24 protein-coding genes are annotated in these 25,232 nt (G+C 40.1%); 22 read left to right on the top strand and 2 right to left on the bottom strand.

What is annotated here, in order from left to right; all coding sequences use genetic code 11:
- Positions 1–91: 91 nt before the first annotated feature.
- The 11 genes from PZE06_RS03340 to PZE06_RS03290 all read left to right on the top strand — a co-directional run bounded on the left by PZE06_RS03340 (position 92) and on the right by PZE06_RS03290 (position 12,920).
- Entirely contained in the window at positions 92–1,882 is a 1,791-nt protein-coding gene (locus PZE06_RS03340) for a sigma-54-dependent Fis family transcriptional regulator (RefSeq protein ID WP_150914452.1), read from the top strand.
- A 239-nt stretch (positions 1,883–2,121) separates the two neighbouring features.
- Complete coding sequence (locus PZE06_RS03335; RefSeq protein WP_150914450.1) at positions 2,122–3,429, top strand: four-carbon acid sugar kinase family protein; 1,308 nt, start codon at positions 2,122–2,124, stop codon at positions 3,427–3,429.
- Positions 3,408–4,418 (top strand): 4-hydroxythreonine-4-phosphate dehydrogenase PdxA, encoded by a 1,011-nt coding sequence (gene pdxA / locus PZE06_RS03330; protein ID WP_150914447.1) that lies wholly within the window; start codon positions 3,408–3,410, stop codon positions 4,416–4,418. Before PZE06_RS03335 ends, pdxA begins: the two co-directional genes overlap by 22 nt.
- Positions 4,419–5,309: a 4-hydroxy-tetrahydrodipicolinate synthase gene (dapA, locus tag PZE06_RS03325; protein WP_150914446.1), complete on the top strand. Its 891-nt coding sequence runs from the start codon at positions 4,419–4,421 to the stop codon at positions 5,307–5,309.
- 72 nt (positions 5,310–5,381) lie between these two features.
- Entirely contained in the window at positions 5,382–6,386 is a 1,005-nt protein-coding gene (locus PZE06_RS03320; protein WP_191963146.1) for a tripartite tricarboxylate transporter substrate binding protein, read from the top strand.
- 132 nt (positions 6,387–6,518) lie between these two features.
- Positions 6,519–7,016 (top strand): tripartite tricarboxylate transporter TctB family protein, encoded by a 498-nt coding sequence (locus tag PZE06_RS03315; RefSeq protein WP_150914444.1) that lies wholly within the window; start codon positions 6,519–6,521, stop codon positions 7,014–7,016.
- Between the two features lie 24 nt (positions 7,017–7,040).
- On the top strand, positions 7,041–8,516 hold the full coding sequence (locus PZE06_RS03310) for a tripartite tricarboxylate transporter permease (RefSeq protein WP_150914443.1): 1,476 nt from the start codon (positions 7,041–7,043) through the stop codon (positions 8,514–8,516).
- On the top strand, positions 8,509–9,864 hold the full coding sequence (locus PZE06_RS03305) for a hypothetical protein (RefSeq protein ID WP_150914442.1): 1,356 nt from the start codon (positions 8,509–8,511) through the stop codon (positions 9,862–9,864). The genes PZE06_RS03310 and PZE06_RS03305 overlap by 8 nt, the downstream gene beginning before the upstream one ends.
- Before the next feature lie 28 nt (positions 9,865–9,892).
- Positions 9,893–10,759 (top strand): 4-hydroxy-tetrahydrodipicolinate synthase, encoded by an 867-nt coding sequence (gene dapA, locus PZE06_RS03300; protein ID WP_150914441.1) that lies wholly within the window; start codon positions 9,893–9,895, stop codon positions 10,757–10,759.
- 20 nt (positions 10,760–10,779) lie between these two features.
- Positions 10,780–11,946, top strand: coding sequence for an iron-containing alcohol dehydrogenase (locus tag PZE06_RS03295; protein ID WP_150914440.1), 1,167 nt, complete (start codon positions 10,780–10,782; stop codon positions 11,944–11,946).
- A gap of 20 nt (positions 11,947–11,966) precedes the next feature.
- Entirely contained in the window at positions 11,967–12,920 is a 954-nt protein-coding gene (locus tag PZE06_RS03290; RefSeq protein WP_150914438.1) for a phosphoglycerate dehydrogenase, read from the top strand.
- 241 nt (positions 12,921–13,161) lie between these two features.
- On the opposite strand, the gene PZE06_RS03285 is transcribed toward PZE06_RS03290, so the two are convergent.
- Positions 13,162–13,347 (bottom strand): 2-hydroxymuconate tautomerase, encoded by a 186-nt coding sequence (locus PZE06_RS03285; RefSeq protein WP_137743450.1) that lies wholly within the window; start codon positions 13,345–13,347, stop codon positions 13,162–13,164.
- 244 nt (positions 13,348–13,591) lie between these two features.
- On the opposite strand from PZE06_RS03285, the gene PZE06_RS03280 reads away from it, so the two are divergent.
- Together PZE06_RS03280 and PZE06_RS03275 are read left to right on the top strand one after the other, a co-directional pair.
- Positions 13,592–14,248 carry a site-2 protease family protein gene (locus PZE06_RS03280; protein WP_150914436.1) on the top strand — a complete coding sequence of 219 codons (657 nt, stop codon included), beginning with the start codon at positions 13,592–13,594 and terminating at the stop codon, positions 14,246–14,248.
- A gap of 22 nt (positions 14,249–14,270) precedes the next feature.
- Complete coding sequence (locus PZE06_RS03275; protein WP_150914434.1) at positions 14,271–14,777, top strand: YwhD family protein; 507 nt, start codon at positions 14,271–14,273, stop codon at positions 14,775–14,777.
- 456 nt (positions 14,778–15,233) lie between these two features.
- Here PZE06_RS03275 and PZE06_RS03270 read toward each other — a convergent pair whose 3' ends face one another.
- Positions 15,234–17,306, bottom strand: a complete 2,073-nt coding sequence (locus PZE06_RS03270; protein ID WP_150914432.1) for a transglycosylase domain-containing protein — start codon at positions 17,304–17,306, stop codon at positions 15,234–15,236.
- 368 nt (positions 17,307–17,674) lie between these two features.
- On the opposite strand from PZE06_RS03270, the gene speE reads away from it, so the two are divergent.
- From speE to PZE06_RS03225, 9 genes are all read left to right on the top strand, one after another.
- Positions 17,675–18,502, top strand: a complete 828-nt coding sequence (gene speE, locus PZE06_RS03265) for a spermidine synthase (RefSeq protein ID WP_150914430.1) — start codon at positions 17,675–17,677, stop codon at positions 18,500–18,502.
- Between the two features lie 15 nt (positions 18,503–18,517).
- Positions 18,518–19,390 (top strand): agmatinase, encoded by an 873-nt coding sequence (gene speB, locus PZE06_RS03260; RefSeq protein ID WP_150914429.1) that lies wholly within the window; start codon positions 18,518–18,520, stop codon positions 19,388–19,390.
- A 300-nt stretch (positions 19,391–19,690) separates the two neighbouring features.
- Positions 19,691–20,128 carry a YwiB family protein gene (locus PZE06_RS03255; protein ID WP_150914424.1) on the top strand — a complete coding sequence of 146 codons (438 nt, stop codon included), beginning with the start codon at positions 19,691–19,693 and terminating at the stop codon, positions 20,126–20,128.
- The gene (argS, locus tag PZE06_RS03250) at positions 20,125–21,795 is read left to right on the top strand and encodes an arginine--tRNA ligase (RefSeq protein WP_150914423.1); all 1,671 of its coding nucleotides are present in this window, start codon (positions 20,125–20,127) and stop codon (positions 21,793–21,795) included. Before PZE06_RS03255 ends, argS begins: the two co-directional genes overlap by 4 nt.
- Positions 21,796–21,851: 56 nt before the next feature.
- Complete coding sequence (mnmH, locus tag PZE06_RS03245) at positions 21,852–22,934, top strand: tRNA 2-selenouridine(34) synthase MnmH (protein WP_275791628.1); 1,083 nt, start codon at positions 21,852–21,854, stop codon at positions 22,932–22,934.
- 62 nt (positions 22,935–22,996) lie between these two features.
- Positions 22,997–23,176: a XapX domain-containing protein gene (locus PZE06_RS03240; protein WP_150914416.1), complete on the top strand. Its 180-nt coding sequence runs from the start codon at positions 22,997–22,999 to the stop codon at positions 23,174–23,176.
- 67 nt (positions 23,177–23,243) lie between these two features.
- Entirely contained in the window at positions 23,244–23,795 is a 552-nt protein-coding gene (locus tag PZE06_RS03235; RefSeq protein ID WP_150914414.1) for a GNAT family N-acetyltransferase, read from the top strand.
- Positions 23,796–23,872: 77 nt separating this feature from the next.
- Positions 23,873–24,190 carry a PadR family transcriptional regulator gene (locus PZE06_RS03230; RefSeq protein ID WP_150914412.1) on the top strand — a complete coding sequence of 106 codons (318 nt, stop codon included), beginning with the start codon at positions 23,873–23,875 and terminating at the stop codon, positions 24,188–24,190.
- On the top strand, positions 24,190–24,714 hold the full coding sequence (locus PZE06_RS03225; protein ID WP_150914410.1) for a DUF2812 domain-containing protein: 525 nt from the start codon (positions 24,190–24,192) through the stop codon (positions 24,712–24,714). The genes PZE06_RS03230 and PZE06_RS03225 overlap by 1 nt, the downstream gene beginning before the upstream one ends.
- Positions 24,715–25,232 lie beyond the last annotated feature (518 nt).

Here is a 25,232-nt window from a genome sequence, read left to right as displayed (position 1 = left end):
ATATTATGAAAGTAATTATAATGATTGTTGCAATATATATATTTGTTAAAGCGTATTCAGAGGGAGCAAATTAGGATTGTAGGTGTGAAAAATGGTGAATCTGAAGATAAAAGTATTGGTTATTGCGCCTTATCAAGGTTTGATGGAATCGATAAAAGCGATGGAGGGTGATCTCGCTTCATTTGAGATTATCATTCATATGGCAGACTTAACAGAAAGCTTACTGTTGTTGGAGACTTATAAGGATGAAGAGATTGATTTTATTATTAGCCGTGGTGGAACCGCAGACATGCTTAGAGAGCATACATCTATTCCAGTTATTGATATAGAAGTCTCAGGTTATGATATTTTACGCATTTTAACGTTATTAAAAGGATATCAACAGCCGATGGAGATGATTGCATTTAAAAATATCATTCAAGGGTTTGAATCAATTTCAAAACTGATTGATATTGATATTGCTTATACGGTTATTACGCATAAGGATGAAGTGGAGCTAGCAATACGAAAGGCGAAGGAGAATGGTGTAAAGATTATTGTTGGCGATACGATAACGGTTCGTTTGGCAAATGAGATGGGATTGCAGGGAGTGTTAATCACCTCTGGAAGAGAATCGATTATAGAGGCTTTTGAAAAGGCAAAACATATGCACCAGGCATTAGAAAGATTAAGTGAAGAAACAATGTTTTATCAAAATATTCTATACGAGGTTGATACGCCTATTGCCTTAATAGAAGAGGATGGTACAGTGCGTTTTGCCAATCAATCTTTTTACAAGACGCTGCAAATAGAGCCAATCGTGCAGGGGAGTGTATTATCACTCTTTGAAGTGCAGCCCTATTTTAAAAAAATCGTGCAGTTTATCAAAAGTGGGTTGAAGCTGCAGTACCAGCTTGCGATCCAGGATACAGATGAGCTGTACACGATAAAGGCTAATTATTTTCAAAGAAAAAAACAGAGGCCCCTTTATATTTTTTCATTACAAAGGCCGAACCAATTGAAGGAAGAAATCCCTGTCGTTTTCTATCATAAAATGGAAAGCTACCCACAGCTGTTACTTTCATCTGCCCTCTTTCATAATGCGGTAGCTGTAGGGAAAAAAAGAATGGAATCTCATCTTCCAATTGCTGTTAGCGGGGAAGAGGGTGCAGGAAAGAGTATGTTTATGCAATCGTTATTTAAGTCTCACTTTCCAAAGGGGAGCGTTCTAATAGAGGTGAAGCTAGGCAGGATAACAATGAAGAGCTTCAATCAATTTTTAATAATGCTTGAAAAGGAAATGGACGAGCCCGATTTGATTTATATTAAAGGTGTTGAAAACACATCCATTGTACAACAGGAAAAGTTCATGCAGTTATACAGCAAGATAAGAGCTCATCTAGTGTTTGCTTTTATTGGTGAACATGATGTTCTAAATGCCAATCAAAATCGTTTCGATCCGGAGCTTTACCGTTTATTAAATGAAAGTCTGCTCTATTTCCCTCCTCTGAGAGAAAGAATGGAGGAGCTAGAAGAAATGGTAAAAACGTTTATCGTTCATTACAATGAACGATATGGAAAACAAATTGTCGGAGTCAGGTCCGAAGTGATAGATATAATGAAGCGTCATCCGTGGAATGGAAATTTGATTGAACTAAAAAAAATGGTAGAAGAATTTGTTAAAGTAACTGCTGATGAATATATATCCGAAGAAGTTTTGCCGATTTTGCAAGAAAATCAGGGGTCAGATGGACAAGTGATTAATCTTGAGCAGCCTTTGACGGCGATAGAGGCAGACATTATTGATATTGTGATGCGGCAAGAAAATATGAACCAGTCCAGAGTAGCAAAACGGTTAGGGATAAATCGTTCAACCTTATGGAGAAAGTTGAATAATAAATAAAGAGAAAGAGACTGGAAGTTAAGTATCCAGTCTTTTTTTAGCTATTTTTGTTTCAAAATGCAACTATTTTCAATGTATTAACTTAATATCATATTTTTGTGTTGATTTTTAAACATATTGCCGTTATCTTAAAATTATGAAATAAAAAACGATGCAATCATGGAGGATGTGTTGTTTTTTTCAACATATTTGTAAGCGGTTGCTGAATTTTAAGGATTTTGGAATTAGGAGGAGAAATTTTGAGGGTTGGGATTATAGCAGATGACTTAACGGGGGCAAATGATACAGGTGTTAAATTTGCGAGAAAAGGGTTTATGACATCTGTGTGGATGTCCAGTGAAAGTCCTCTTCAGTCTGACCTGGATGTTCTGGTCATTGATACAGACAGCAGGGCCTTATCTGCTGAAGAAGCTTATCAGCGTGTCAAACAAACTTCTGTGCTCATCAAAAAAATGAATCCTGAAGTCGTTTATAAAAAAGTGGACTCGACACTAAGGGGGAAGATTGGAGCTGAAATGCAAGCAGTGTATGATAGCTTTCGACCTGATTTTATGATTTTTGCTCCTGCTTATCCGGATAATGGTAGAACAGTAGAAAACGGCGTTCTTTTTATTGATGGAAAGCCGCTACATAAAACGGAATTTGCCGATGATCCGAAAACACCTGTTGTAAGGTCAAATATTGTGGAGATGTTGGAAGAGGACATGAATTTGAGAGCAGGCATCATCACAGTAGCCGATTTGGCCAAAGGAGAGGCCCATGTTCAGAGGAGCTTGGCCGATTATTATGCTGAACAGGTCCCATTGTTAGTGTTCGATGCAGTGACAAATAAGGATTTGGAAAAAATCAGTAATTTTGTTCAAGCTACAGATTACCAAGTTGTTTGGTCCGGGTCAGCAGGGTTGGCTGATTACCTTGTGGAAGGTCAATCGTTAAATCAACATGAATTCGAGTTAGGTAGAAATGAGCATCCCGTATTAATGGTTATCGGGAGCGTCCATAAAAATACCCGAAAACAGCTTGAAATCGTCTCATCTGACCCCTTCGTAAAAGCCATTAAAGTGAACTCTCACTGCATTGTAGCGGGCGAGGAAGCGTATAAAAAAGAAATAACAAGAGTGCTCGAGTCCATTAAGTTAGGAATGGAGGAAAACTTCGACATTGTTTTATATTCATCAGGCAATCCAGAAGAAGTTAAACTAGCACAGGATACAGGTGCAGCTTTTGGAATGACGGCAACGATGGTTAGTGAAAAAATATCGGAAACATTAGGGTTAATAACGGCAAAGACTTTGGAGAAGTTTGAGATTAATAGAATATTTCTTACGGGAGGGGATACGGCTAAAAAAGTATGTTTTGCTATGGGCATCCATGAATTTAAGCTATTGGATGAAGTGGAGAATGGGATACCAATCGGTACTTTCATACATCCAAAAGAAATTACTGCTATTACAAAAGCAGGAGGGTTTGGAGCAGAGAGTTCATTACTACAATCATTATCCATCTTGAGAGGGGGCAGGTTAAAATGCGGCCGATCATTGGTATAACCATGGGAGATGCAGCTGGTGTAGGACCTGAGATTATCTTGAAGGCGTTAAGGTCGAATGAAGTTTATAAAATGTCTCGTCCAGTTGTGATTGGAGATGCAAAAATATTAGAAAGAGAAGCAGCTTTGCTAAAAGACAGTGTAACATTTCATATCATTGATTCACCTGAAGAAGGAGTTTTTAAAAAAGGGACGATAGACTGCATTGATTTATCCTTATTGCCAGTCGATCTCCCATACGGGCAAGTAAGTGCTGAAGCAGGTCACGCTGCCTTTTGTTATATAAAGGAAGCGGTTGCTTTGGCGTTGGAGAAAAAAATTGACGCAATATGCACTGCACCTTTAAATAAGGAAGCGCTTCATAAAGGGGGACATTTGTACCCAGGGCATACAGAAATTCTCGCGGATTTAACAGGGACAGAGGATTTTTCCATGATGCTCTCGGCGCCCAAATTAAAGGTCATCCATTTAACAACGCATGTTGGATTGCGAAATGCGATTGATTTAATTAATCCTGATCGCACTTATAAGGTGATTCGTCTAGCCCATGAAACATTGAAAAGAGCAGGATTCACCCAAATTCGAATCGCTGTATGTGGAATTAATCCGCATGCTGGAGAAAATGGATTATTTGGAAATGGGGAAGAAGAGGAAAAGCTGATTCCTGGTATTCGAAAAGCACAGGAAGAAGGAATCGAGGTTTCGGGTCCGTATCCAGCCGATACATTATTTTTCAGAACGATAAGAGGAGATTTTGACATTGTTGTTGCCTGTTATCATGATCAAGGGCATGGTCCAGTAAAAGTGTTAGGACTTGAAGCTGGAGTTAATATCACAGTGGGGCTAAAAGAGGGCATTATTCGAACCTCCGTTGACCATGGTACAGCTTTTGATATAGCTGGAAAAAATTTAGCGGATGAAGGTTCGTTGTTAGAGGCATTAAAGATGGCAGCAGAACTCGCACCAAAAAACAGCGAGGAGGAAATGTAAATGTTTAAACCCTACGGCATCATACCAGCTCTAGTCACTCCATTCGACGAGCAAGGGAAAGTGGAAGAAAAAGTATTGAGACATCTTGTAAGAAACGTTATGGAAGCAGGTTGTCACGGTGTATTTATTTTGGGGAGCAACGGAGAGTTTTTCTCACTAACAAATGAAGAAAAGATCATGATTGCCAAGATCGCTGTCGAAGAAGCAGGGGGCAGCGTTCCAGTATACGCAGGAACAGGAGGAAATAGTACAGTTGAAGTCATTGAATTAACAAAACAAATGGAGGAAATCGGTGTAAAGGCAGTCTCTGTCATTACCCCATATTTCGTTAAACTATCACAGGAAGAACTGAAATGTCATTATGAAATGATCGCAAGGGCAGTCAAGATACCGATTATTTTATACGATATTCCCGGTATGACTGGTAATCCACTTTCACCAGCTACGGTCAGAAAGCTAGCGGATATTCCTAATATTGTAGCTATTAAAGATAGCAGCGGAAGTTTTGACAATGTACTGAAAAATTTAGAAGCGCAAAGTTCTGACTTCACGGTCTTAGTTGGTACCGATTCATTAATCCTGCCGACATTGATGGCTGGTGGAGGTGGTGCTATTGCAGCAACAGCCAACTTACTTCCGAAGGTTGTAGTATCGATATATGAAAAATGGAAAGAAGGCGACCTAGAGGGGGCGGAACTTGAACAAAGAAAATTGAGACAGATCCGAAATGCCTTCCAAAAAGGGAGCTTACCGTCTGTTTTAAAAGAAGCAATGAATGTGGCTGGTGTAAGCGTGGGCAGTGCAAGACTACCTGTGCGTCCAGTTTCTGAGTCTGTAAAAGCAGAGATTAAGGAGATCGTTCAAGCTTATAAAGATATAGCTGAACTGTAATTAGCCAAAAAGCATGAATAGGCCAACTTTTGGCAGCGTTTACTTTAATGTGAAATAAGGGGGATGAAGAAAATGAGGTACAAACATTTATTTTTTGTATTTGTAGTATTGGCAGTTATTTTGTCTGGATGTGGTTCTAGCTCCTCAGGGGGAGAAAATGGGGGAAATTCAGTAAGCTTTCCTGAGAAGGATGTGAGGATTGTAATTCCTTATGATCCAGGTGGTACAAGTGATTTAACTGCAAGAGCAGTTGCAGATGTGATGAATAAAGAGAAACTATTTGATGAAAATGTTACGGTAGTAAACTTACCAGGAGCAAATACGAAAAATGGGTTACAGGAAGTTTTGAAAGCTGAGCCAGATGGTCATACTATTTTGCTTCACCATTCAACATTAAATGCAATGAATGCGGTTGGTCAGTTAGATATTTCTTATGAAGATTATGAACTTATTGGACAAGTCGCCTATACTCCCAATGTATTAGTGGGCAATGCGAATTCAGAATATAAAACATTTGATGACTATCTCCAAGCAGCAAAAGAAAATCCCGGCAGTATTTCAGTTGGGGTTCCCAACATTGGTTCAACTGCTCATTTAGCCTATGAGGCAATTATTCAGGCGGTCGATGCAGAAGGGTTGTTTAAATTAGTCCCGTTCCAAAGTGGTGCAGATTTGATTACCGCCCATCTTGGTGGACAAGTGGATTTGCGTATGGCATCAACACCTGATTCTATCCAATATGTTGAATCTGGAGATGCGATACCTTTAGTCACGTCCAGCTTGGATAGGCATTTTCATGAAGCTTTAAAAGATGCTGTATCGTTAGGTGAGCTTGGAATGGATACAGATGTTGTAGTCAGATTTGGTTTTTACGCACCAAAAGGTACTCCGCAGGAAGTGTTAGATATATGGGAGGAAACGATTGAAAAAGTAGCCGAAACAAGCGCCTTTAAAGAAATGACAGCGACGAATGGAATGCAGTCAGAATTTTTGAATATCGAGAAATTTACAGACATCAATAAGCAGGTACAAGAGCTGTTTGATCGTTTAGCAGAGACCATTGATTTGAATGAATAAGTAAATCATAAAGGGGTGTAATTGTAAGGTGAGCTTGCTCCTGCAATTACACTCCAATTTCAAAGGTACGAAAAACTTTGTTCTCGTCCTATATTGCATTGTTTGAATAGAGGGAAAACTAGGGGGCTGCATATGAAAAGAAATATGGCAATCCAAGCTGCTTTGTTGATATGTGGCATTGTATTTTTAATTACATCTGCGAACATTAGTACGCTTGGTTTTAATGGCGATGTGCTTAATCAAAAGGATTATGTTGTTATTCTATCGTGGCTTTTAATTGTTTTTTCAGCAGGTGGTATTAGCAAAGAGTGGCTTTTACAACGTAAGGTTGAGCAATTGGAAAAGGGTCAAAGCACTGATGAAGAAATAACGCAACAAATAATCAGTAAAAAGAGCCGAATGAAAATCTTCGTATCCATGATTTTGTTATTTGTCTTTGTACTAGGATTTACTTATATCGGTTATTATGTCACATCGCTTCTATTCGTCTTCTTGCTCACATGGCTAATGTTTGATTGGGCAAAAAAGAAATGGATCGTTTCCCTTTTGTTTAGTCTAGGGCTAAACGGAATATTATACATTCTTTTTAATCTTATTAATGTTTATTTTCCTAATACTTTATTATTTTGATGCTTGAGGTGGGAGGCTGGAAAAGTGGATTTTTTAAGTATATTATCAGACGTTCTTTTAAGTCCCACGATCATATATGTTCTGATTGGAACGGTGCTAGGGGTCATTTTTGGAGCCATTCCAGGTTTAACAGCAACGTTAGCAGTTGTTATGTTGCTCCCGCTCACCTATGGAATGGACCCGTTGGCGGGAATTGCAACACTTTTAGCTGCTTATATTGGGGGCATATCAGGGGGAGTAGTTGCAGCGATTTTAATTGGCATGCCTGGAACCCCTTCGTCGGTTACAACAGCATTTGATGGATACCCTCTTGCTAAAAAGGGAATGGGGACATATGCACTTGGGATGGGGGCAATGTCCAATTTAATTGGGTCTCTTGTTTCGCTGGTGTTTCTTATTATGCTTGCACCACAGCTAGCAAAGCTAGCACTATCCTTTACTCCATTTGAATATACAATGGTCATGCTTTTTGCCTTTGTAATGGTTGCTGGCTTAACAGGGGATTTCTTTAAAAGTGCCATCGTAACGGTTTTGGGCTTAATTTTGGCGTCGTGGGGGTTTGATCCCATTAATGCGGCAGACCGAAATCCGCTCGGTCTGGAATTCCTCAGCAATGGAATTCCTGCAGTACCGGCAATGATTGGGTTGTTTGTTATTTCAAGGGTCTTTATTGAGCTGGAAACAGATCAAAGTACACCGATCATTCCAAAAAGCAAATTGAAAAGAACAATTCCAACGATGAAAGATATGAAGGAATCTGCTTCTAATTTTTCCCGTTCGAGCCTGATTGGAACAGTCATCGGGATATTGCCTGGTATCGGTTCATCATTGGCGACATTTGTTGCATATGACCGAGCAAAAAAGAGCAGCAAGGAACCGCAAACTTTTGGAAATGGAAACATTCAAGGGGTTGTAGCATCGGAAACATCGAATAACGCGGTCATCGGCGGTGCGTTAATTCCTTTGCTTGCTCTTGGAATACCTGGGGATGGTGTAACAGCCCTTCTGCTCGGTGGGCTTCAGATGCATGGGCTTCAACCTGGACCACTATTGTTTACAAATCAGCCAGACTTTATGACAGGTTTATTCATTTCATTTTTTATCTCTGTCGTTATTATGTATGTTTTCATGGTGACCATTGGGGCGAGAATATTTCCATTTTTGCTTTCTGCAAAAAAAGTATATTTACTGCCAATTGTCTTGGTTATGAGTATTGCTGGTAGCTATAATATTGGCTTTCGTATAGAAGATGTGTGGATTATGGCGATATTTGGTGTTATAGGATACTTCATGGATAAGTGGAATTTCTCTACGTTGCCGCTCGTTATTACTTTGTTATTGGGAGCAAGCTTTGAAAAGTATTTAAGAAATGGGCTTATTCAAAGTGGTGGAGATTTAACTCCATTTTTCACTAGGCCAATTGCCTTGTTATTCTTTATTTTCACCATATTAACAATATTTTTCGTAATAAAACCAAAGAAGAAAGCTAAAAATGCGTAATTTATTTGCTATAAGAGGACTCGCTTTCACTGCCGCTTTTATCATGTATTTGGCCTATACAGTTTATCCGGTGGATTTTTTGTGGACGTCCTTAACATACGTATCACTATTCCTTTTTTTCACCGCTTTTATAGGCTCTGGAAAGTTTTATTTTTTAGTTTCAACACTGTTAATTGTATGTTCAATTTTTGTGGTGATGCTAAATGGTGAATCGATATTACACATGATGGCGGGATTTGCAGATTTATTAAAGCTCATTCTTTTTATTAGTTTGATTCCTCTTATTTCCTATCCTGCAGGTGAATTTGTCAAGGATTTGAAAGTGCTCGTTGCCATGCTGAATAAAAAAGCACCTGCTTATAAGCTCGCTCATTATTTTAGTTTTTTCTTGGCGAACTTGATCAACTTAGCAGCGATTCCGATTGCAAAAGTGATTTTTATTCACAAGGAGCAACAGAAAGATAGACAAGCTATCACAGCTGAGTTAATTGGACGTTCTTTTGGAATTGCCATGATGATCACTCCGGTTGGAGCAGCAATTGCGATGGCAATAGATTTGACGGGAACGAAATGGATCACGATTTTGCCAATTAATCTCGTATTAGTCGTTGTTGGCTTATGGCTTTCTTATTATATGGCAAAGAGAAAAATGCGTTTTGAGGATGCAGCGGAGAAGTCTGTGGAGTACGATGGGAATCTGAATAAGCGTCGATTAATACTTGTGTTTGCCCCTTTATGCGGATATTTTTTATTTCTGTTTTTGGTTGAATGGTTGTTTCATTTTGGCATTATGGAAACGATTGTAGTCAGCGTGCTCCCATTCACATTTATTTGGAGTGTTTGCCTGAAGGACGCAAAAGGCTGGTATGAAGGATTAATAGTTAGAATTTTCAAAGAAAATCCTCGTTCATTTGGATTGTACGCCATCATCATTAGTGCAAGTTTGTTTATTCATACGCTTGAAGTAACCGGTATAGATCATGTCGTCATGCAACATCTTCCATGGATTGGGGTGGAAGGGGCGGTCTATTTTTATATTCCAGCTACAATGCTGTTTATTCTAGCGTTGTCCTCTGTCGGCGTTCATCAGTTTATCGGCATGATCTTCGCAGCGAAGCTAATTAATCCGGAGCTTTTCGGAATGGACGAAGCCGTATTTTCGAGTGCGCTACTCGTAGGATTTGTTGCAGGGATGCAAGGCAGTCCCTTTAGCGGAGCCAACATTTTAATAAGCGGTCTATTGCCGCAGCTTTCATCTTACGAAATAGGCAAAAACAATGGAGTCTATGTCCTATTATGGATTTGCATTTCATCAATTCTATTAATCTGTATTAATCAATTTATTTAGGCTTTACAGAAAGGAGAATGTGACAATAATGGAAGGAATTATTACTGCTATGCTCACTCCCTTTGATGAACATCAAAAAATGGATGAAGGAGCAACAAGAAAGCAAGTAAATCGACTTATTAATGAGGGAGTACATGGTCTATTTATTCTCGGAACAAACGGTGAATTCTTTAGTATGAGCAGTGACGAGAAGGTCGCATTTGCCAAAATTGTGGTAGATGAAGTAAACGGAAGAATTCCAGTGTGTGCCGGTACTGGGGCAATAAACACGCGCGAGGCCATTGAATTGACGCAGAGGATGGAGAAGGTGGGGGTAGACAGCGTGTCAGTTCTAACCCCTTATTTGATGACCATTAGTCAAGAGGAGTTACTCAATCATTATAAAAGAATCGCTGCAGCAACAGCATTGCCAATCATTATTTATCATATGCCTGGCAGAACGAATAACACGCTTTTGCCAGAAACGGTAGCGAAGTTAAGTAAGATTAGCAATATTGTTGGAATTAAGGATAGTACGGGGAATTTTGATCAAATTCTCAAATTTATAGAAGTAACTGAAGATGATTTTGCTGTGTATTCAGGTGCTGATTCATTAATATTGTGGACTTTATTGGCAGGAGGAAAAGGGGCAATTGCCGCTACTTCAAATATGTATCCAAAGCTTGTTGTGTCCATTTATGAAAACTGGAAGAATGGGGAGCTTTCTAAGGCAAGACAGGCTCAGGAGAAATTAAGATCCATTCGTGATGCTTCCAATATGGCAAGCACTCCGGCAGTATTCAAAGCAGCGATGGAACTGCTAGGTGTTTCAGCTGGACCACCGAGATATCCTGTTGAACGCGTATCAGAGGAAGTGAAAAATAAGCTAATCAAGATCATGAATGAGTACAATTAATATAGAAGGAGTGTCGAAAAGTGAATAGCCTTTATTCATTTCAAACAGCAGGAAGAATCGTAGCTGGGCCACATTCATTAAAGCAGCTACATGAACATTTATCAATTTTTGGTGAGATAAAGAATGTCTTACTAGTATCAACTCCATTTTTTAAAGAGAATTCTTTTAATGATATGATTACCGAGCAGTTGGAGAAAGCAGGGATATCATATGACATCTTAGCGGAAGTTGAACCTGAACCAACTGTTCGTCATATTGAAGAGCTATACGGAAAAATGGCAGGGCAGAAATACGATGTTTTAATTGGATTAGGAGGAGGAAGTGTACTTGATGCAACAAAGCTATTATCTGTTATGAGTACAAATGCTCTGCCGTTAAGAAGCATGGTAGGGACAGATAAAGTGAAACAAGAGGGAATTCCAGTGATCTTAATTCCAACGACGTCTGGTACTGGTTCAGAAGTAACTCCTAACGCGATCGTGACTCTCCCTGATGAGGAATTAAAAGAAGGCGTTGTCAGCAGGCATTTGCTTCCTTCCCTCGTTATTTTAGATCCGATTCTTACTTTGTCCTTGCCACCGAGTATTACGGCAGCCACAGGAATGGATGCCTTTACACATTCCTTCGAATCTTTTATATCCAATAAAGCGAACCCAATAAGTGACATGTTTGCCATGCAATCAATGAGGTTGATTGCTCGTAGCATCATTGAAGCGTATGAGAATGGAGACAATATTGCCGCGCGTCACGACATGCTACTTGGCTCCACTTATGGGGGGATGGCCTTAACAAGCGCTGGCACTGCGGCGGTCCATGCATTAGCCTATCCGCTAGGAGGTAAGTTTCACATTCCTCACGGGGAGGCAAATTCAATGTTGCTTCCACATGTAACGCGATTTAATTTAGATCATATTGAAGAAAGAATGGCCATAATAGCAAAAGAAATTCATGTCATTGAGGATGGCAACGTGAGCAATCATGATGCAGCAGAACGATTAATTGAACAGATAGAAAATTGGACGCAAACATTAAATATTCCCCAAGATTTAAAAGCGTTTGGTGTCAAAAGTTCGGATGTAGCCGATTTGGCTGTCGCTGCATCAAAAGTAACAAGACTGTTAAATAACAATCCGAAAACATTAACGATTGCCGATATGGAGAATATTTATAAAAAACTTCTCAACTAAGCATAAAGGAAGTGTAAAAAATGAAGGTTATAATAACAACGCCAAGCTTTGGGAAATTTCATAATGGATTGATAAAAAGAATGGAAGAAAAGGGCTGCGAAGTTGTGAAGCTCATTCCATACTCGAGAGAACAAATGGTGGAAGAGATCAAGAATGCGGATGCTTGGATAATAGGACTTGAGGCGGCAGATGAAGATTTACTTCAATATGCTAATCAATTAAAGTTAATTGCTAAGCACGGCGTAGGAGTTGATAATATAGACATAGAAGCAGCTAGTGCAAGAGGGATTGCAGTAACAAATGCACCTGGAACGAACAATGATGCAGTAGCCGATCTGGCATTTGGGTTGATGCTAAGTGTTGCCAGAGCGATACCTGAAGCGAATCATTTAGTAAAGAGAGGTGGCTGGGGAAGGTTTGACGGAGTATCCGTTTGGGGGAAAACTCTTGGTGTGATCGGTTTGGGAGCCATCGGTAGAGGTGTTGTAAAAAGGGGAAAAGGATTCAATATGCATGTCCTTGGATACGATGTTTCACCGCCATCACAAGAGGAAGTGGCACTTAGTATCGAACGGGTGTCTTTAAAAGAGCTATTGCAAACCTCCGATTATATTTCTTTGCATGTTCCGCTAAATCAGTATACAAAAGCAATGATCGGCGAAGATGAATTTTCATTAATGAAACCAAACGCTATCCTGATTAATACAGCTCGAGGTGGAATTATCGATGAAAAGGCTCTATACGAAGCATTATTAGCAAGGAAAATTAGAGGTTGTGGACTGGATGTTTTCGAACAGGGGCCTCCTGTCTCTTCACAGTTAATGGGCTTAGAGAACCTTGTAACAACTCCTCATATTGGAGCATACACCAACGAGGCAGTGCAATTAACAAGTGAAATGTCTGTGGAAAATGTTTATCGATTAGTAAATGGTGAAACATTGAAAAACGTTGTCAACGAACTGAAACTTGTGTGAGAGTGCAAATGGCACGATGTTAAGTTTTTAGTGTATATCTAGTATGTTACATAAAATACTGCACCTTGACCTTAAAAGGTGCAGTATTTATAATCTGTTGACGTTGTTAAACAGAATGGTTGATACAATGCTTTTAGTCCATCTCGTGTGCAACCAGAGTTTCGCACGCTTTTCATGATACGAAAAGGATGAATCAAAAACAACATCGACATATAGCCATGCCCATCATCGTAATCGGGTATTATTGATCGCTTAAACGTTTTCCGGCTACGGCATAATGATTTTTGGACATTTCTTCAATAAAGACAACGATGCTTTCCTGTTTAGCTCCTGTTGTTTCCTTTACCGCCTCAGTGACCTTTTCCACTAACGCTTTTTTTTGTTCCTCAGTACGACCTTCAAGCATTTTCACTGTTACGTATGGCATGATCATTCCTCCTCTTATGTAATTCAATCACAAGTAGTGTTCCATATTTTCAGTGGATATGCAAGGGGCAGCTGTGAAACTTCCTCTTTTCCCTTTCTGAAAAGAATCATGTATACTTTAAATGGGAATGAATTCTTTGGTTTATAAGTGGCCAATAACTAGATGTGTGGCGACTTTAACATATCTTAAAACAAGTGTAGAGAAGAGATCGAATAGATAAAATGGATATGGAGGAGTTTTACGGTTGGAACAATTTTTAGCATTTCCCATAAATCAAATTCCGTATGTGGTGATCACCTTAATGGTTGCATTTACGGTACATGAATTTGCCCATGCCTATGTAGCATATCGTTTTGGTGATCCTACAGCGAAAAATCAAGGGAGATTAACATTAAATCCCATTCATCATCTTGACCCAATTGGAACGATCCTCATTTTTATTGCCGGATTTGGCTGGGCAAGACCTGTCCCTGTGAACCGCTTCTTTTTCAAAAGGCCCCGGCTAGCGAGTATTATGGTTTCAGTTGCAGGGCCGTTGAGCAATTTGGTTATGGGCTGTATCGGCTTTATTATTTGGTATGTCCTAGTGGGAACAGGACTTGCTGTAGAAGCTCCTATTTATGTGTCAGAGTTTCTTGATATGTTTATTAAGTTAAATTTGCTCTTATTTGTTTTTAACTTACTGCCGTTCCCGCCCCTCGACGGTTATCGTATTATTGAGGATTTAGTACCTGCGACCGTTCGACCGAAGCTGACGCAGTTCGAACAATACGGATCGATTATTTTTTTAATTTTAGTCATTACCCCGTTGGATCAATATACGATTCATCCTATTTTAAATACTTTTTACCCGGCGATTGTCGGAGGCCTAAATGACTTTTTCTATTACTTATTAACATAATGCTTGAAAGGGAGGAATTCCGATGACTGAGAAGAAAAAAAAGGTTGGTTTTAATATTATTAAAAGCGATCCGATGGATGGCCATAAAGGGTATGGTGTTGGAACTTTAAGTTTAGATAATATTTCACCAGTTATTATTGACGTTGAGGCAGGAGAAGCAGTCGTCGATATTGGTGCATTGCATGCCCGTAGTGCAGTAGAGAAGCGAATTAAATTTTTAAAAAATAAAGAGGAAGTCCCGAATGGAAAGCCTTACTGGTTAGTTTGGGTTACCATCGACCGCAATGAAGAGGGTCCTTATTATGCAGGAGTTACAGCTTGTGAAATGACTGTTGACCAAGAAATTCGCAGAGGGTATAAATCCCTTCCTGAACATGTCAATCGGATGGATAAATCGTTAAAGCGCCATATTATTGTGGAGCATATGGATGAGAAATCGAAACGGGTTTTAGCTGACTTTTTAAAGTCACATAGTGAAGAAATGTGGGCGAGGTCATCCCAACAGTTGAAGGATGATTTAATCGTATAGGCGGTTGATACCCGCCGTTTTCTTGTTGTATAGCGTCACCCTGCTCCTTCTAAAGTTTCGCCCGGCAATGCGTCAAGTACTTTCTATAATCGTAGCTATTATTTTTGCCTTTGCGTCACTTTGGGCTGGATAAAAAAGATTAATTGAGAAGTCAATTTAAGAGAAACAGGATCGACTTTATTGAAATTGTGTCTAAAATGTGACGGTTTTCTGAATTTTTTAAAGAGGACTTGCTGTTTTTTCATAAAGGAAGTACACTATGGTCAGCGAAGCACGCTATAAAACTAGGACAAGAAAAGCCTCGAACCTATTTAAATAGGTTCGAGGCTTTTCTAACTTTATTCAAAGGATGGCAGTCTCCATAAGGTCAAGCATAACGGTTCATTTGACCTCCAGTTCGAATCCACTTATTCAACTGTAGGAGGCAAAAGGTACCCCATTCATTTCAGCACTCACTTAACCCCACATGAAAATTTTCTTATACCATGGTACTTTTTCCTTCTGGTCAGGAGAGTTTTCTTTTTTAGGAAGCTCTTCATCTTCGAGAATATGGTCTATGCAATACTCGGTAGGCTCCGTTCCGGCTACATAATAGGTGAGCCGTTTTACAGGACAGTCTTTTGTCGCTAATTTTCCATTTTCGGGATTAATATAGACACCGACTGTACCTTTTGGTGCTTTAAATGATTTGACCGGTTCTCCAGCAAGAGCATCTTCCATAAAATGAATCCAAATGTTCTTGGCATAGCTTTTTTCAGCGACAACTTCAATCGGTTTTCCTTGATCATAGCCTGTCCATACAGCGGTGACAAGCTGTGGAGTAAAGCCGATCATCCAGTTATCGGTATTGGTCGAACCGGATTTGCCGGCATAGATTCTCGTCATATCATTAATGACAGTATTGCCGGTTACACTTGTATAACCATTTAATTTACGATCGAACATACCTGTCATCATATGGGTCGTAACAAAGGCGGCGTCCGGACGCAATGCATCTTCATCAACTGGACTATGCTCATAAATAACATCGCCGCGATGGTTCTCCACTCTTGTAATTAACACAGGTGAAACCTTTTTTCCACCGTTGGCAAAGTGGCTATACGCATTGGCCATCTCGACGACCCGTACTCCTGAAGTGCCGAGTGCCAATGATGGGACGTCCTGTAATTTCGTAGAAATCCCCAATCTTTTCGCAGTATCGATTAAAGCATCTTCCCCTAAAAATAAATGGGTTTTTACAGCAAAAACGTTGTCAGAAAGAGCGAGTGCCTGAGCCATCGTAATTTCCTTGTTTGCATACAAATTATTGTAATTGTGCGGAGTGTAATCTGCTCGATTGTCATCAAATTTAAAAGTTGTAATTTCACTGCGCATCGTTGTTGACGGGGTAAACCCTTGTTCAATCGCTTTATAGTATAAAAAGGGTTTCATCGTCGAACCGGGTTGTCTCACCGCCTGTGTTGCCCGGTTAAAAGGGCTGTTCTCATAATCGCGACCGCCAACCATTGCCTTCACATGGCCATTAGCGGGATTCATGGCTACTAACCCGACTTGAATCTCGGAATCTGTCGCAATTAACTTATCAATATTTTTTTCTGCATCCTCCTGTTGCTTTGTATTGAGTGTTGTGTAGACTCTTAGGCCTCCCAATTCAATAGTACGTTCATCTAAATGGAGAACATTTTTCAAGGCACTCTTAACCGCGTCCTGAAAGTAGGGAGCAATTTTTCCGATGGAGTGACTATGTTCGCCAATAATGTCAAGCTTTGCTTGTGACGCAGTAGCAGCTTCTTTCTCTGAGATCAGTTCGTTATTGGCCATCATTTTTAAAACAAGCTGTTGACGAGACGTTGCTTTTTCCATGGAGGCTAGAGGGCTATAAAGGCTTGGTCCCTTAGGAATTCCCGCTAGCATCGCTGCCTCCGCCAAACTAAGATCGGCAGCATCTTTTCCAAAATAAAACTGACTAGCTGCTTGAATGCCGTAGGCACCTTCACCGTAATAGATTGTATTTAAATAGCCCTCCAATATTTCATTTTTCGTATAATTCATCTCAATGCGAATCGTATAAAAAGCTTCCAATAGCTTTCTTTTCCAGGTTTTCTCATGCTCTAAAAACAGATTGCGTGCATATTGTTGACTGATTGTACTTGCACCTTGCACTTTCGCCATCGCTTTAATATCCGCTACTACCGCTCCAGCAATTCGTTTATAATCAAAGCCATGATGTCGGTAAAAACTTCGATCTTCAATGGCTAAAGTGGCGTCGACCAGTTCTGGAGCTATATCCTCAAGCGCAACCCAATATCGCTTTTGTCCGCTATGGCTTTCTCCGATAATCGTTCCATCATCAGAATAGTAGAGTGATGATTGTGGAACGGCCAAAGGAGGAGGACCTAGAATTTTCGCATAAATAAGGATGCTCACATAAACGATCAATGCAAAAGCTAGGAAGATTGAGCCGATAATGAGTAGGGCTCGCAAATATTTTAGCGTTCTCTTAAACCTTTGATCTGTCATAAGTTCCATCGCTTCATCCCCCCTTGCCATCTATTTATTCGTTATGTCTAGTATGAAAAAAATGGCATCGTTTTAAACATGAAAGTCCAAATTTTACAATTCTATTAAGCAAAGGTTTAGCGGACGGCAGATTTTCTAATTTTTTACTTGCATTTTTGCTAGATTCAACTATACTTTTCTCATGTTTGCAAAATGTTGGGGAATAATAGCAACTGCAGATCCAACAGATGCACCCCGATTTGGTCATGGGGAAGAGGCACTGTGGTTGTCTGACGCTAAGCTTTCGGGTGATTTTGGCACTGTTTAATGTGGTAAAAGTTTGATTTTGTAGCAGTCTCTCAACGGCTCACATGCCAATATAGAAAGGACTGAAGCAGATGGGTATTTGGTTTACGGAAAAACAAACGGAAAACTTTGGAATAACGATGAAAGTGAAACAAACTTTACATACGGAACAGACTGATTTTCAAAAACTTGATATGATTGAAACAGAAGAGTGGGGCAATATGCTTCTTCTCGACGATATGGTGATGACGTCTGTAAAGGATGAATTTGTATATCATGAAATGGTTGCTCATGTGCCATTATTTACACATCCTCAGCCTGAGCATGTTTTAGTAGTGGGCGGTGGTGATGGAGGCGTTATTCGTGAGGTATTAAAGCATCCAAGTGTGAAAAAGGCGACGCTCGTTGACATTGATGGCAAGGTTATTGAATACTCTAAGAAATTCCTTCCCGAAATTGCAGGTAAGCTAGACGATCCACGTGTCGATGTCCGTGTTGACGATGGGTTTATGCATATTGCTAAAAGCGAAAACGAATATGATGTCATCATGGTCGACTCTACTGAACCAGTGGGTCCTGCCGTTAACTTATTCACAAAGGGTTTTTATGCAGGAATTGCGAAAGCGTTGAAGGACGATGGGATTTTCGTTGCTCAATCCGATAATCCATGGTTCAAAGCAGATTTAATTCGCAGTGTTCAAAAGGATGTCAAAGAAATTTTTCCCATAACTCGTCTATATACAGCGAATATTCCAACCTATCCTAGTGGGCTTTGGGCGTTTACGATTGGTTCAAAGAAGTATGATCCATTAGAGGTACCCGCGGAGCGGTTCCACGAAATTGACAGCAAATACTATACAAAAGAATTGCATAAGGCAGCCTTTGTTCTGCCGAAATTTGTACAAGATTTAGTGAAATAACTGGAGGAAAAGTGAATGCGTTTTGATGAAGCTTATTCAGGCAATGTTTTTATTAAAAGTCACCCGAATTTTGAAGAAAGCCAAGCGGTGCTGTACGGAATGCCGATGGATTGGACCGTAAGCTATCGACCAGGTTCTCGTTTTGGTCCCACGAGAATTCGTGAAGTTTCAATCGGGCTAGAAGAATACAGTGCTTACTTAGATCGGGAATTAGAGGAAGTGAAATACTTTGATGCGGGTGATATCCCCCTTCCTTTTGGGAATGCGCAAAAGAGCCTTGATGAAATTGAAAATTTCGTTGATAAAGTATTAGCCGCAGGGAAATTCCCACTAGGAATGGGAGGAGAACATCTTGTCTCATGGCCCGTTATAAAATCGGTCTATAAAAGGTACCCGAACTTAGCAATCATCCATATTGACGCCCATGCGGACCTGCGCACCGATTATGAAGGAGAGCCATTATCCCACTCAACTCCAATTCGCAAGGCAGCGGAATTGATCGGTCCAAAGAATGTATACTCTTTTGGGATTCGGTCTGGGATGAAGGAAGAATTTCAATGGGCGAAGGAAGCGGGCATGCATATTTCAAAATTTGATGTTCATAAGCCGCTAATGGAGATCCTTCCGGTTTTGGCTGGACGACCTGTTTATGTGACAATTGATATCGATGTGCTCGATCCAGCGCACGCGCCAGGAACAGGAACAGTTGATGCAGGAGGGATTACTTCACGAGAACTGCTTGCTTCAATTCACGAAATCGCTCGTTCTGATCTCAATGTTGTGGGAGCTGACCTAGTCGAGGTTGCCCCGATATATGACGCTTCAGAACAAACGGCTAACACTGCTAGCAAGCTTATTCGAGAAATGATTTTGGGCTTTATCAAATAATACAATCGGTCTTTGACTGATTGTATTTTTTCTGTTTCTAGTAGCTTTGCTTTTCAACTTTGTTGGGATCAGTTAAGAGCAGCTCTATTGTTTGATGAATGATCAAGGGACGTTTTTTTAGCGAAAATATCTCGGTGATTTGAGTAGTTTTGACAAAATCGAAATCGTGATATAGTTATCCTGTTGAATGGGACTTGTAGTGGTATAATAGTATACAACCCTGAGTCATTGTACTCTGTTAATCATGGAAGTGAAGGGCGTCAAAAAGGATTAAGATTTCAATAAAAGGATGTGTCGCAGTTGTCAGGACGTCCAGCAGAGCAAAAGCCTGTGAAAATAAATGTAAATACGACGATTTGGGACAACGGTGAGAAGGAAACTTTTGAATTAACGACATTTGGACGATACTATGAAAAAAGTGGTTCAGCCTTTCTTCAATATGAAGAGATTATGGAAGAAGGCACCGTTAAATCGATCGTAAAGATCTCAAAGGATGAGACGTTAATTTTACGAAGTGGCGCCGTTAATATGAGAATGGTGTTTGAAGCAAATAAAAAGCACCCAGGTAGGTATGAAACTCCATTTGGAACGTTGGGAATAACCACGAAAACAAAGAGCCTTGTGCATCGTTTGGAACGTGAAGCGGGAAGGCTCTCTATTTCTTATGATTTACATATGCACGGAGCCCTTGCAGGAACGTATCAATTGGAAATTAAGTTTGAGGAGGAGAAAAAATGAATATCGTCGAGGAAGTACAAAGTAAATTAAAAGATGAAATCAGAGCGGCTGTGATAAAAGCAGGTTTAGCACAAGAAGATGAGTTGCCGAACGTTGTCTTAGAAATTCCAAAAGATAAGACGCACGGTGACTATTCAACAAATATGGCTATGCAATTAGCAAGAGTGGCAAAGAAGGCACCGCGTATGATCGCAGAGGAACTTATCAATCATTTTGATAAAACAAAGGCTTCCATTGATAAAATTGAAATAGCGGGTCCTGGATTTATTAATTTTTATATGGATAATAGCTACTTGACTCATCTAATCCCAACCATTCTTCAGGCGGGAGAAAACTACGGTGAAACGACGGTAGGGAATCAACAAAGGATCCAAGTTGAGTTTGTTTCAGCGAATCCTACAGGAGACCTCCATTTAGGACATGCACGCGGAGCAGCGGTTGGGGATTCTCTATGTAATATTCTTGCCAAAGCGGGCTATGATGTTTCTAGAGAGTATTATATTAATGATGCCGGAAATCAAATCAATAACTTGGCTTTATCGGTAGAGGCTCGCTATTTTCAGGCGCTTGGCTTAGAGAAAGAGATGCCGGAGGATGGTTACCATGGAGAAGATATTATTGGCATCGGGAAAAAACTAGCAGAAGAATTTGGTGATAAGTACGTTCATGTCGAGGAAACGGAACGCTTCGATACATTCCGCCAATACGGTCTTCAATATGAAATGGAAAAGCTTAAAAAAGACTTGGAAGATTTTCGCGTCCGCTTTGATGTTTGGTATTCTGAAACATCGCTTTACCATAATGGAAAAATCGATACCGCCCTGCAAAAGCTCAGAGATAATGGCTATATTTATGAAAAGGACGGAGCAACATGGTTTAAATCAACGGAATTAGGAGACGACAAGGATAGAGTGCTCATTAAGCAAGACGGTTCGTATACGTATTTAACACCGGATATTGCTTACCATAAGGATAAATTAGAGCGTGGATTTGAAAAGCTGATAAATATTTGGGGTGCTGACCACCACGGTTATATTCCACGGATGAAAGCAGCGATTCAAGCATTAGGTTACGCCAAGGACGCACTTGAAGTCGAGATTATTCAGCTCGTTCATCTTTATAAAAACGGCGAGAAAATGAAAATGAGCAAACGGACAGGGAAAGCTGTCACGATGCGCGATCTAGTCGATGAAGTAGGATTGGATGGGGTTCGTTATTTCTTTGCAATGAGAAGTGCCGATACGCACATGGACTTTGATCTAGACTTAGCGGTTTCTCAATCAAATGAAAATCCTGTTTACTATGCTCAATATGCCCATGCAAGAATTTGCAGCATATTACGTCAAGGTGAGGAACAAAATATCACCATTAGCAAAGAGGTTGACTTAGCACAAATTACGGCTGAAAAAGAAATTGAAGTGTTAAAGAAACTCGGTGAATTCCCATTAGCAGTGGCGGAGGCGGCGGAAAAGCGGATGCCGCATCGTATAACGAACTATATTTTTGAATTAGCATCAACCTTCCATAGCTTTTATAATGCGGAAAAGGTACTGGATGTGGAAAATATGGAACGGACGAAGGCGCGTCTTGCTCTTATTAAATCGGTTCAAATTACCCTTAACAATGCATTATCATTAATTGGAGTATCAGCTCCTGAAAAAATGTAACAGCTGGGTCTCCTTGGGAGACCCTTTTGAAATTTGCAAAACAAGGATGAGGCAAGATGGAGGCAATAACGATGAATTATGACCGAACAGTTGAGGAATTTCTAAAGCATCAAGAGATTTACATCCCTGTCGATGTGAGATCTCCTGGGGAATTTCAGGACAGCCGCATTCCGAATGCAATTAATGTTCCGCTATTTACGGATGAAGAACGCTCTGAAATTGGTACATTATATAAGCAGGAAGGTCAAAAGACGGCTAAATGGAGAGCGATGGAATTGGTTTCTCCGAAGCTACCGTCGCTATTAGAGGAAATTAGAGAAATTGAAAAAACAAATAGGAAGCCTCTTCTTTACTGTTGGCGTGGAGGAATGAGAAGTCAGTCGATTGCCCATTTTGCCATGATGTCTGGTCTGCATATACAACGGCTAGAAGGTGGCTATCGAGCCTATCGCGAGTATATTGTTGAACGCATTCCGACCATGCTTCCAAAACAGGCAGTCGTCATATACGGCTTAACGGGTACAGGCAAGACAGAGATTCTTCATCATTTAAAGGAATCCGGTTATCCGGTTCTTGATTTAGAAGGCTACGCCAATCATAAAGGTTCTGTTTTCGGAGCGATTGATGGGCATCAACCATATAATCAAAAAATGTTTGATGCTTTATTGTTTGAGGACTTACAACGCATTGCAAACAGTCCGTACTTTTTTATGGAAGGGGAAAGCAAGCGAATTGGCCATGCCGTTCAGCCCCAAGAGCTTTATGAGAAGAAGGAGAACGGTATTCATATTCGCATCGTGTCTGATTTACAATCAAGGGTCAAGCGAATTTATGAGCAATACGTTGAAGAAACAGACGCTTTCCACGCCAGAGTGGAGTACGCACTGGGAAGAATTATAAAAAGAATTAAACCAGAGGAAATTCAAAAGAAAGTTCAGCACTGTTTAGCAGAGAAGAACTATCGTGAAATGATTGAGTTACTGATTGTTTATTATTATGATCCAAGATACGATAACAAAATTAATGAGAGCTTGAAGACTGCATTAGAGGTTCAATTTGAGTCGACAGAAAAAGCGGCAAAACAGATTATTGACTTTATTGAAGAGAGGTTTCCGTCCCATCCGAAAAGCTTAGTCTAGATAATTAAGCTTATTCTGGGAAAAATAATGTTAGATTCCTATGAATTTTAAAGGAGGATAACATGAGGCTTGTACTTTTATCAATTGTGACAGGGTTTATCGTCGGCTTTATTTTTGCTTTGCTTAAGCTTCCGATTCCAGCACCGCCTGCACTTGCTGGGGTAACAGGGATCGTGGGGATTTATTTTGGCTTTAAAGTATATGAACAAATATCACCTTGGTTACAGCGAATTTTTAGCTAGGAGGTAAGGAGGGGCGCCTTTTTTATGGCTTCCCTCCTTTGTACTTCCATTTGAAAGGAGCCTGAAGATGAAAGTGGAACAAACTGATTTTTATATTAACCAATTACATTATTGCATTAGGTCTGCAAATAATGAGGATGCACAAGAACTATCTGAAGTAAGAGTGCAAATTGATGGTGAAACTGAAAATATGGATCGGGAGCAAGGTGAGGGATACATAGATGAGCAAGGCTTTAAGCGGATCATTGCGGAGGATCTCCAAGCAGAAAAGAACCTATTTCTTGTTGCCGAAACGAATGGGAAAATTATTGGATTTTCGAGGTGTGAAGGAAACAAGTTGAAGAGAAGCTTACATAAAATCGAATTCGGAATCTGTGTTTTAAGAGAATATTGGGGCTTTGGCATCGGAAGAAATTTATTGCAGCAATCGATTCAATGGGCTGACAGCAATGGAATCATCAAAATGGAATTGAACGTTATTGAAACAAATGAAAAAGCGATTAGCTTATATGAGAAAAATGGTTTTGAGGTTGAAGGTGTTTTAAAGAAAGATAAACGTTTATCAGATGGGAATTTCTATAATACGATAGTAATGGGGCGACTTAACCAAAATAATTAATCATGATTGCATAATATATCACTTTGTGATATATTTTTAATACGATATATCATAAAGTGATATAAAGGGAGGATGAAATGAAATCATTAGAACAACTTACGGATTCAGTATTTTACATTATGGCAGCATTAACGGAGCCAAGGCACGGCTATGCAGTCATGAATTTAGTGGAAGAAACAACAAACGGACAGGTTGTAATCGGGCCTGCGTCGCTCTACACGATCATTAAAAAACTATTAAACGAACAACTAATTAGCCTCCACGATGATACGGATTCACGCAGAAAAGTCTACGTATTAACCGAAAAAGGACGCGATATTTTACGTGTGGATATTAAACGGCGCAAAATTATGGTGGAACTGGCGGAAAAAGGACTTGAGAGGAGATGGGAGTAATGGCGCAAACCAAATATCTAATGTCAAACGGACTCGCTTTTTCAGAACAAAGGGACATGGAAACGCTTAGGAAAAAGGCGTTAAAAGGTTGGCACTTAAAAGGTTTTCGATTCATGGGCTATGAACTTGAATATGGAGAACCGGAGGATGTTATTTATAGCATCGATTATCGCGTGTTAGCGCCTGATGAAGAAGCGGAATACTTTGACATGTTCTCTTCAGCAGGCTGGACTCATGTTTGTTCTGAGTACAATACGCATATTTTTAAAGCAACGCCAGGGACAGCTCCAATTTACAGTGATATAGAGTCTAAGAAAGAGAAAATTGAGCGCTTGGCAGAGCCAGTAAAATGGATCGTACCTTTTTTAGTCGGAATGACGTTTGTATTTTGGTTACTGTTCACATTTTCCTCAGGTGTTGTCGAAAGTATCAGTCGATGGATTTTCTTTTTCTTTCTCGTCCTAACGATTCCGGCACTCATGACTTTATTTGCAACTTACTATCATAGGTGGAAAAAGCTATAGGAAAGAAACAACCATTCCGTTATCTAAAATGAATTGTAGCCATATTTGCACAGAAAAAGAGGATACCAAGTTTGGAAAGTCCGAATAGAGAGCGACTATTCGACCGGAAAGGGGAGCCTGCAAGCAGGAAGAGTCCGAATAGAAGGTGTATTCGGACAGAAAAGGGAGCCTGCAGGCAGGAAGAGTCCGAATAGAGAGTGTATTCGGACAGAAAAGGGAGCCCGCAAGCAGGAAGAGTCCGAATAGAGAGTGTATTCGGACAGAAAGGGGAGTTCGCGAGCAGGAAGAGTCCGAATAGAAGGTGTATTCGGACAGAAAAGTGAGCCTGCAAGCAGGAAGAGTCCGAATAGAGAGTGTATTCGGACAGAAAAGGGGGCCCGCGAGCAAGAATAGTCCGAATAGAAGGTGTATTCGGACAGAAAAGTGATCCTGCGAGCAGGAAGAGTCCGAATAGAGAGTGTATTCGGACAGAAAGGGGAGTTCGCGAGCAGGAATAGTCCGAATAGAAGGCGTATTCG

This window comes from Robertmurraya sp. DFI.2.37 (assembly GCF_029211245.1).
Lineage (GTDB): Bacteria > Bacillota > Bacilli > Bacillales > Cytobacillaceae > Robertmurraya > Robertmurraya methanolica_A.
The sequence above is the reverse complement of the archived record's forward strand: the minus strand, read 5'-3'. Positions and strand labels throughout refer to the sequence as shown.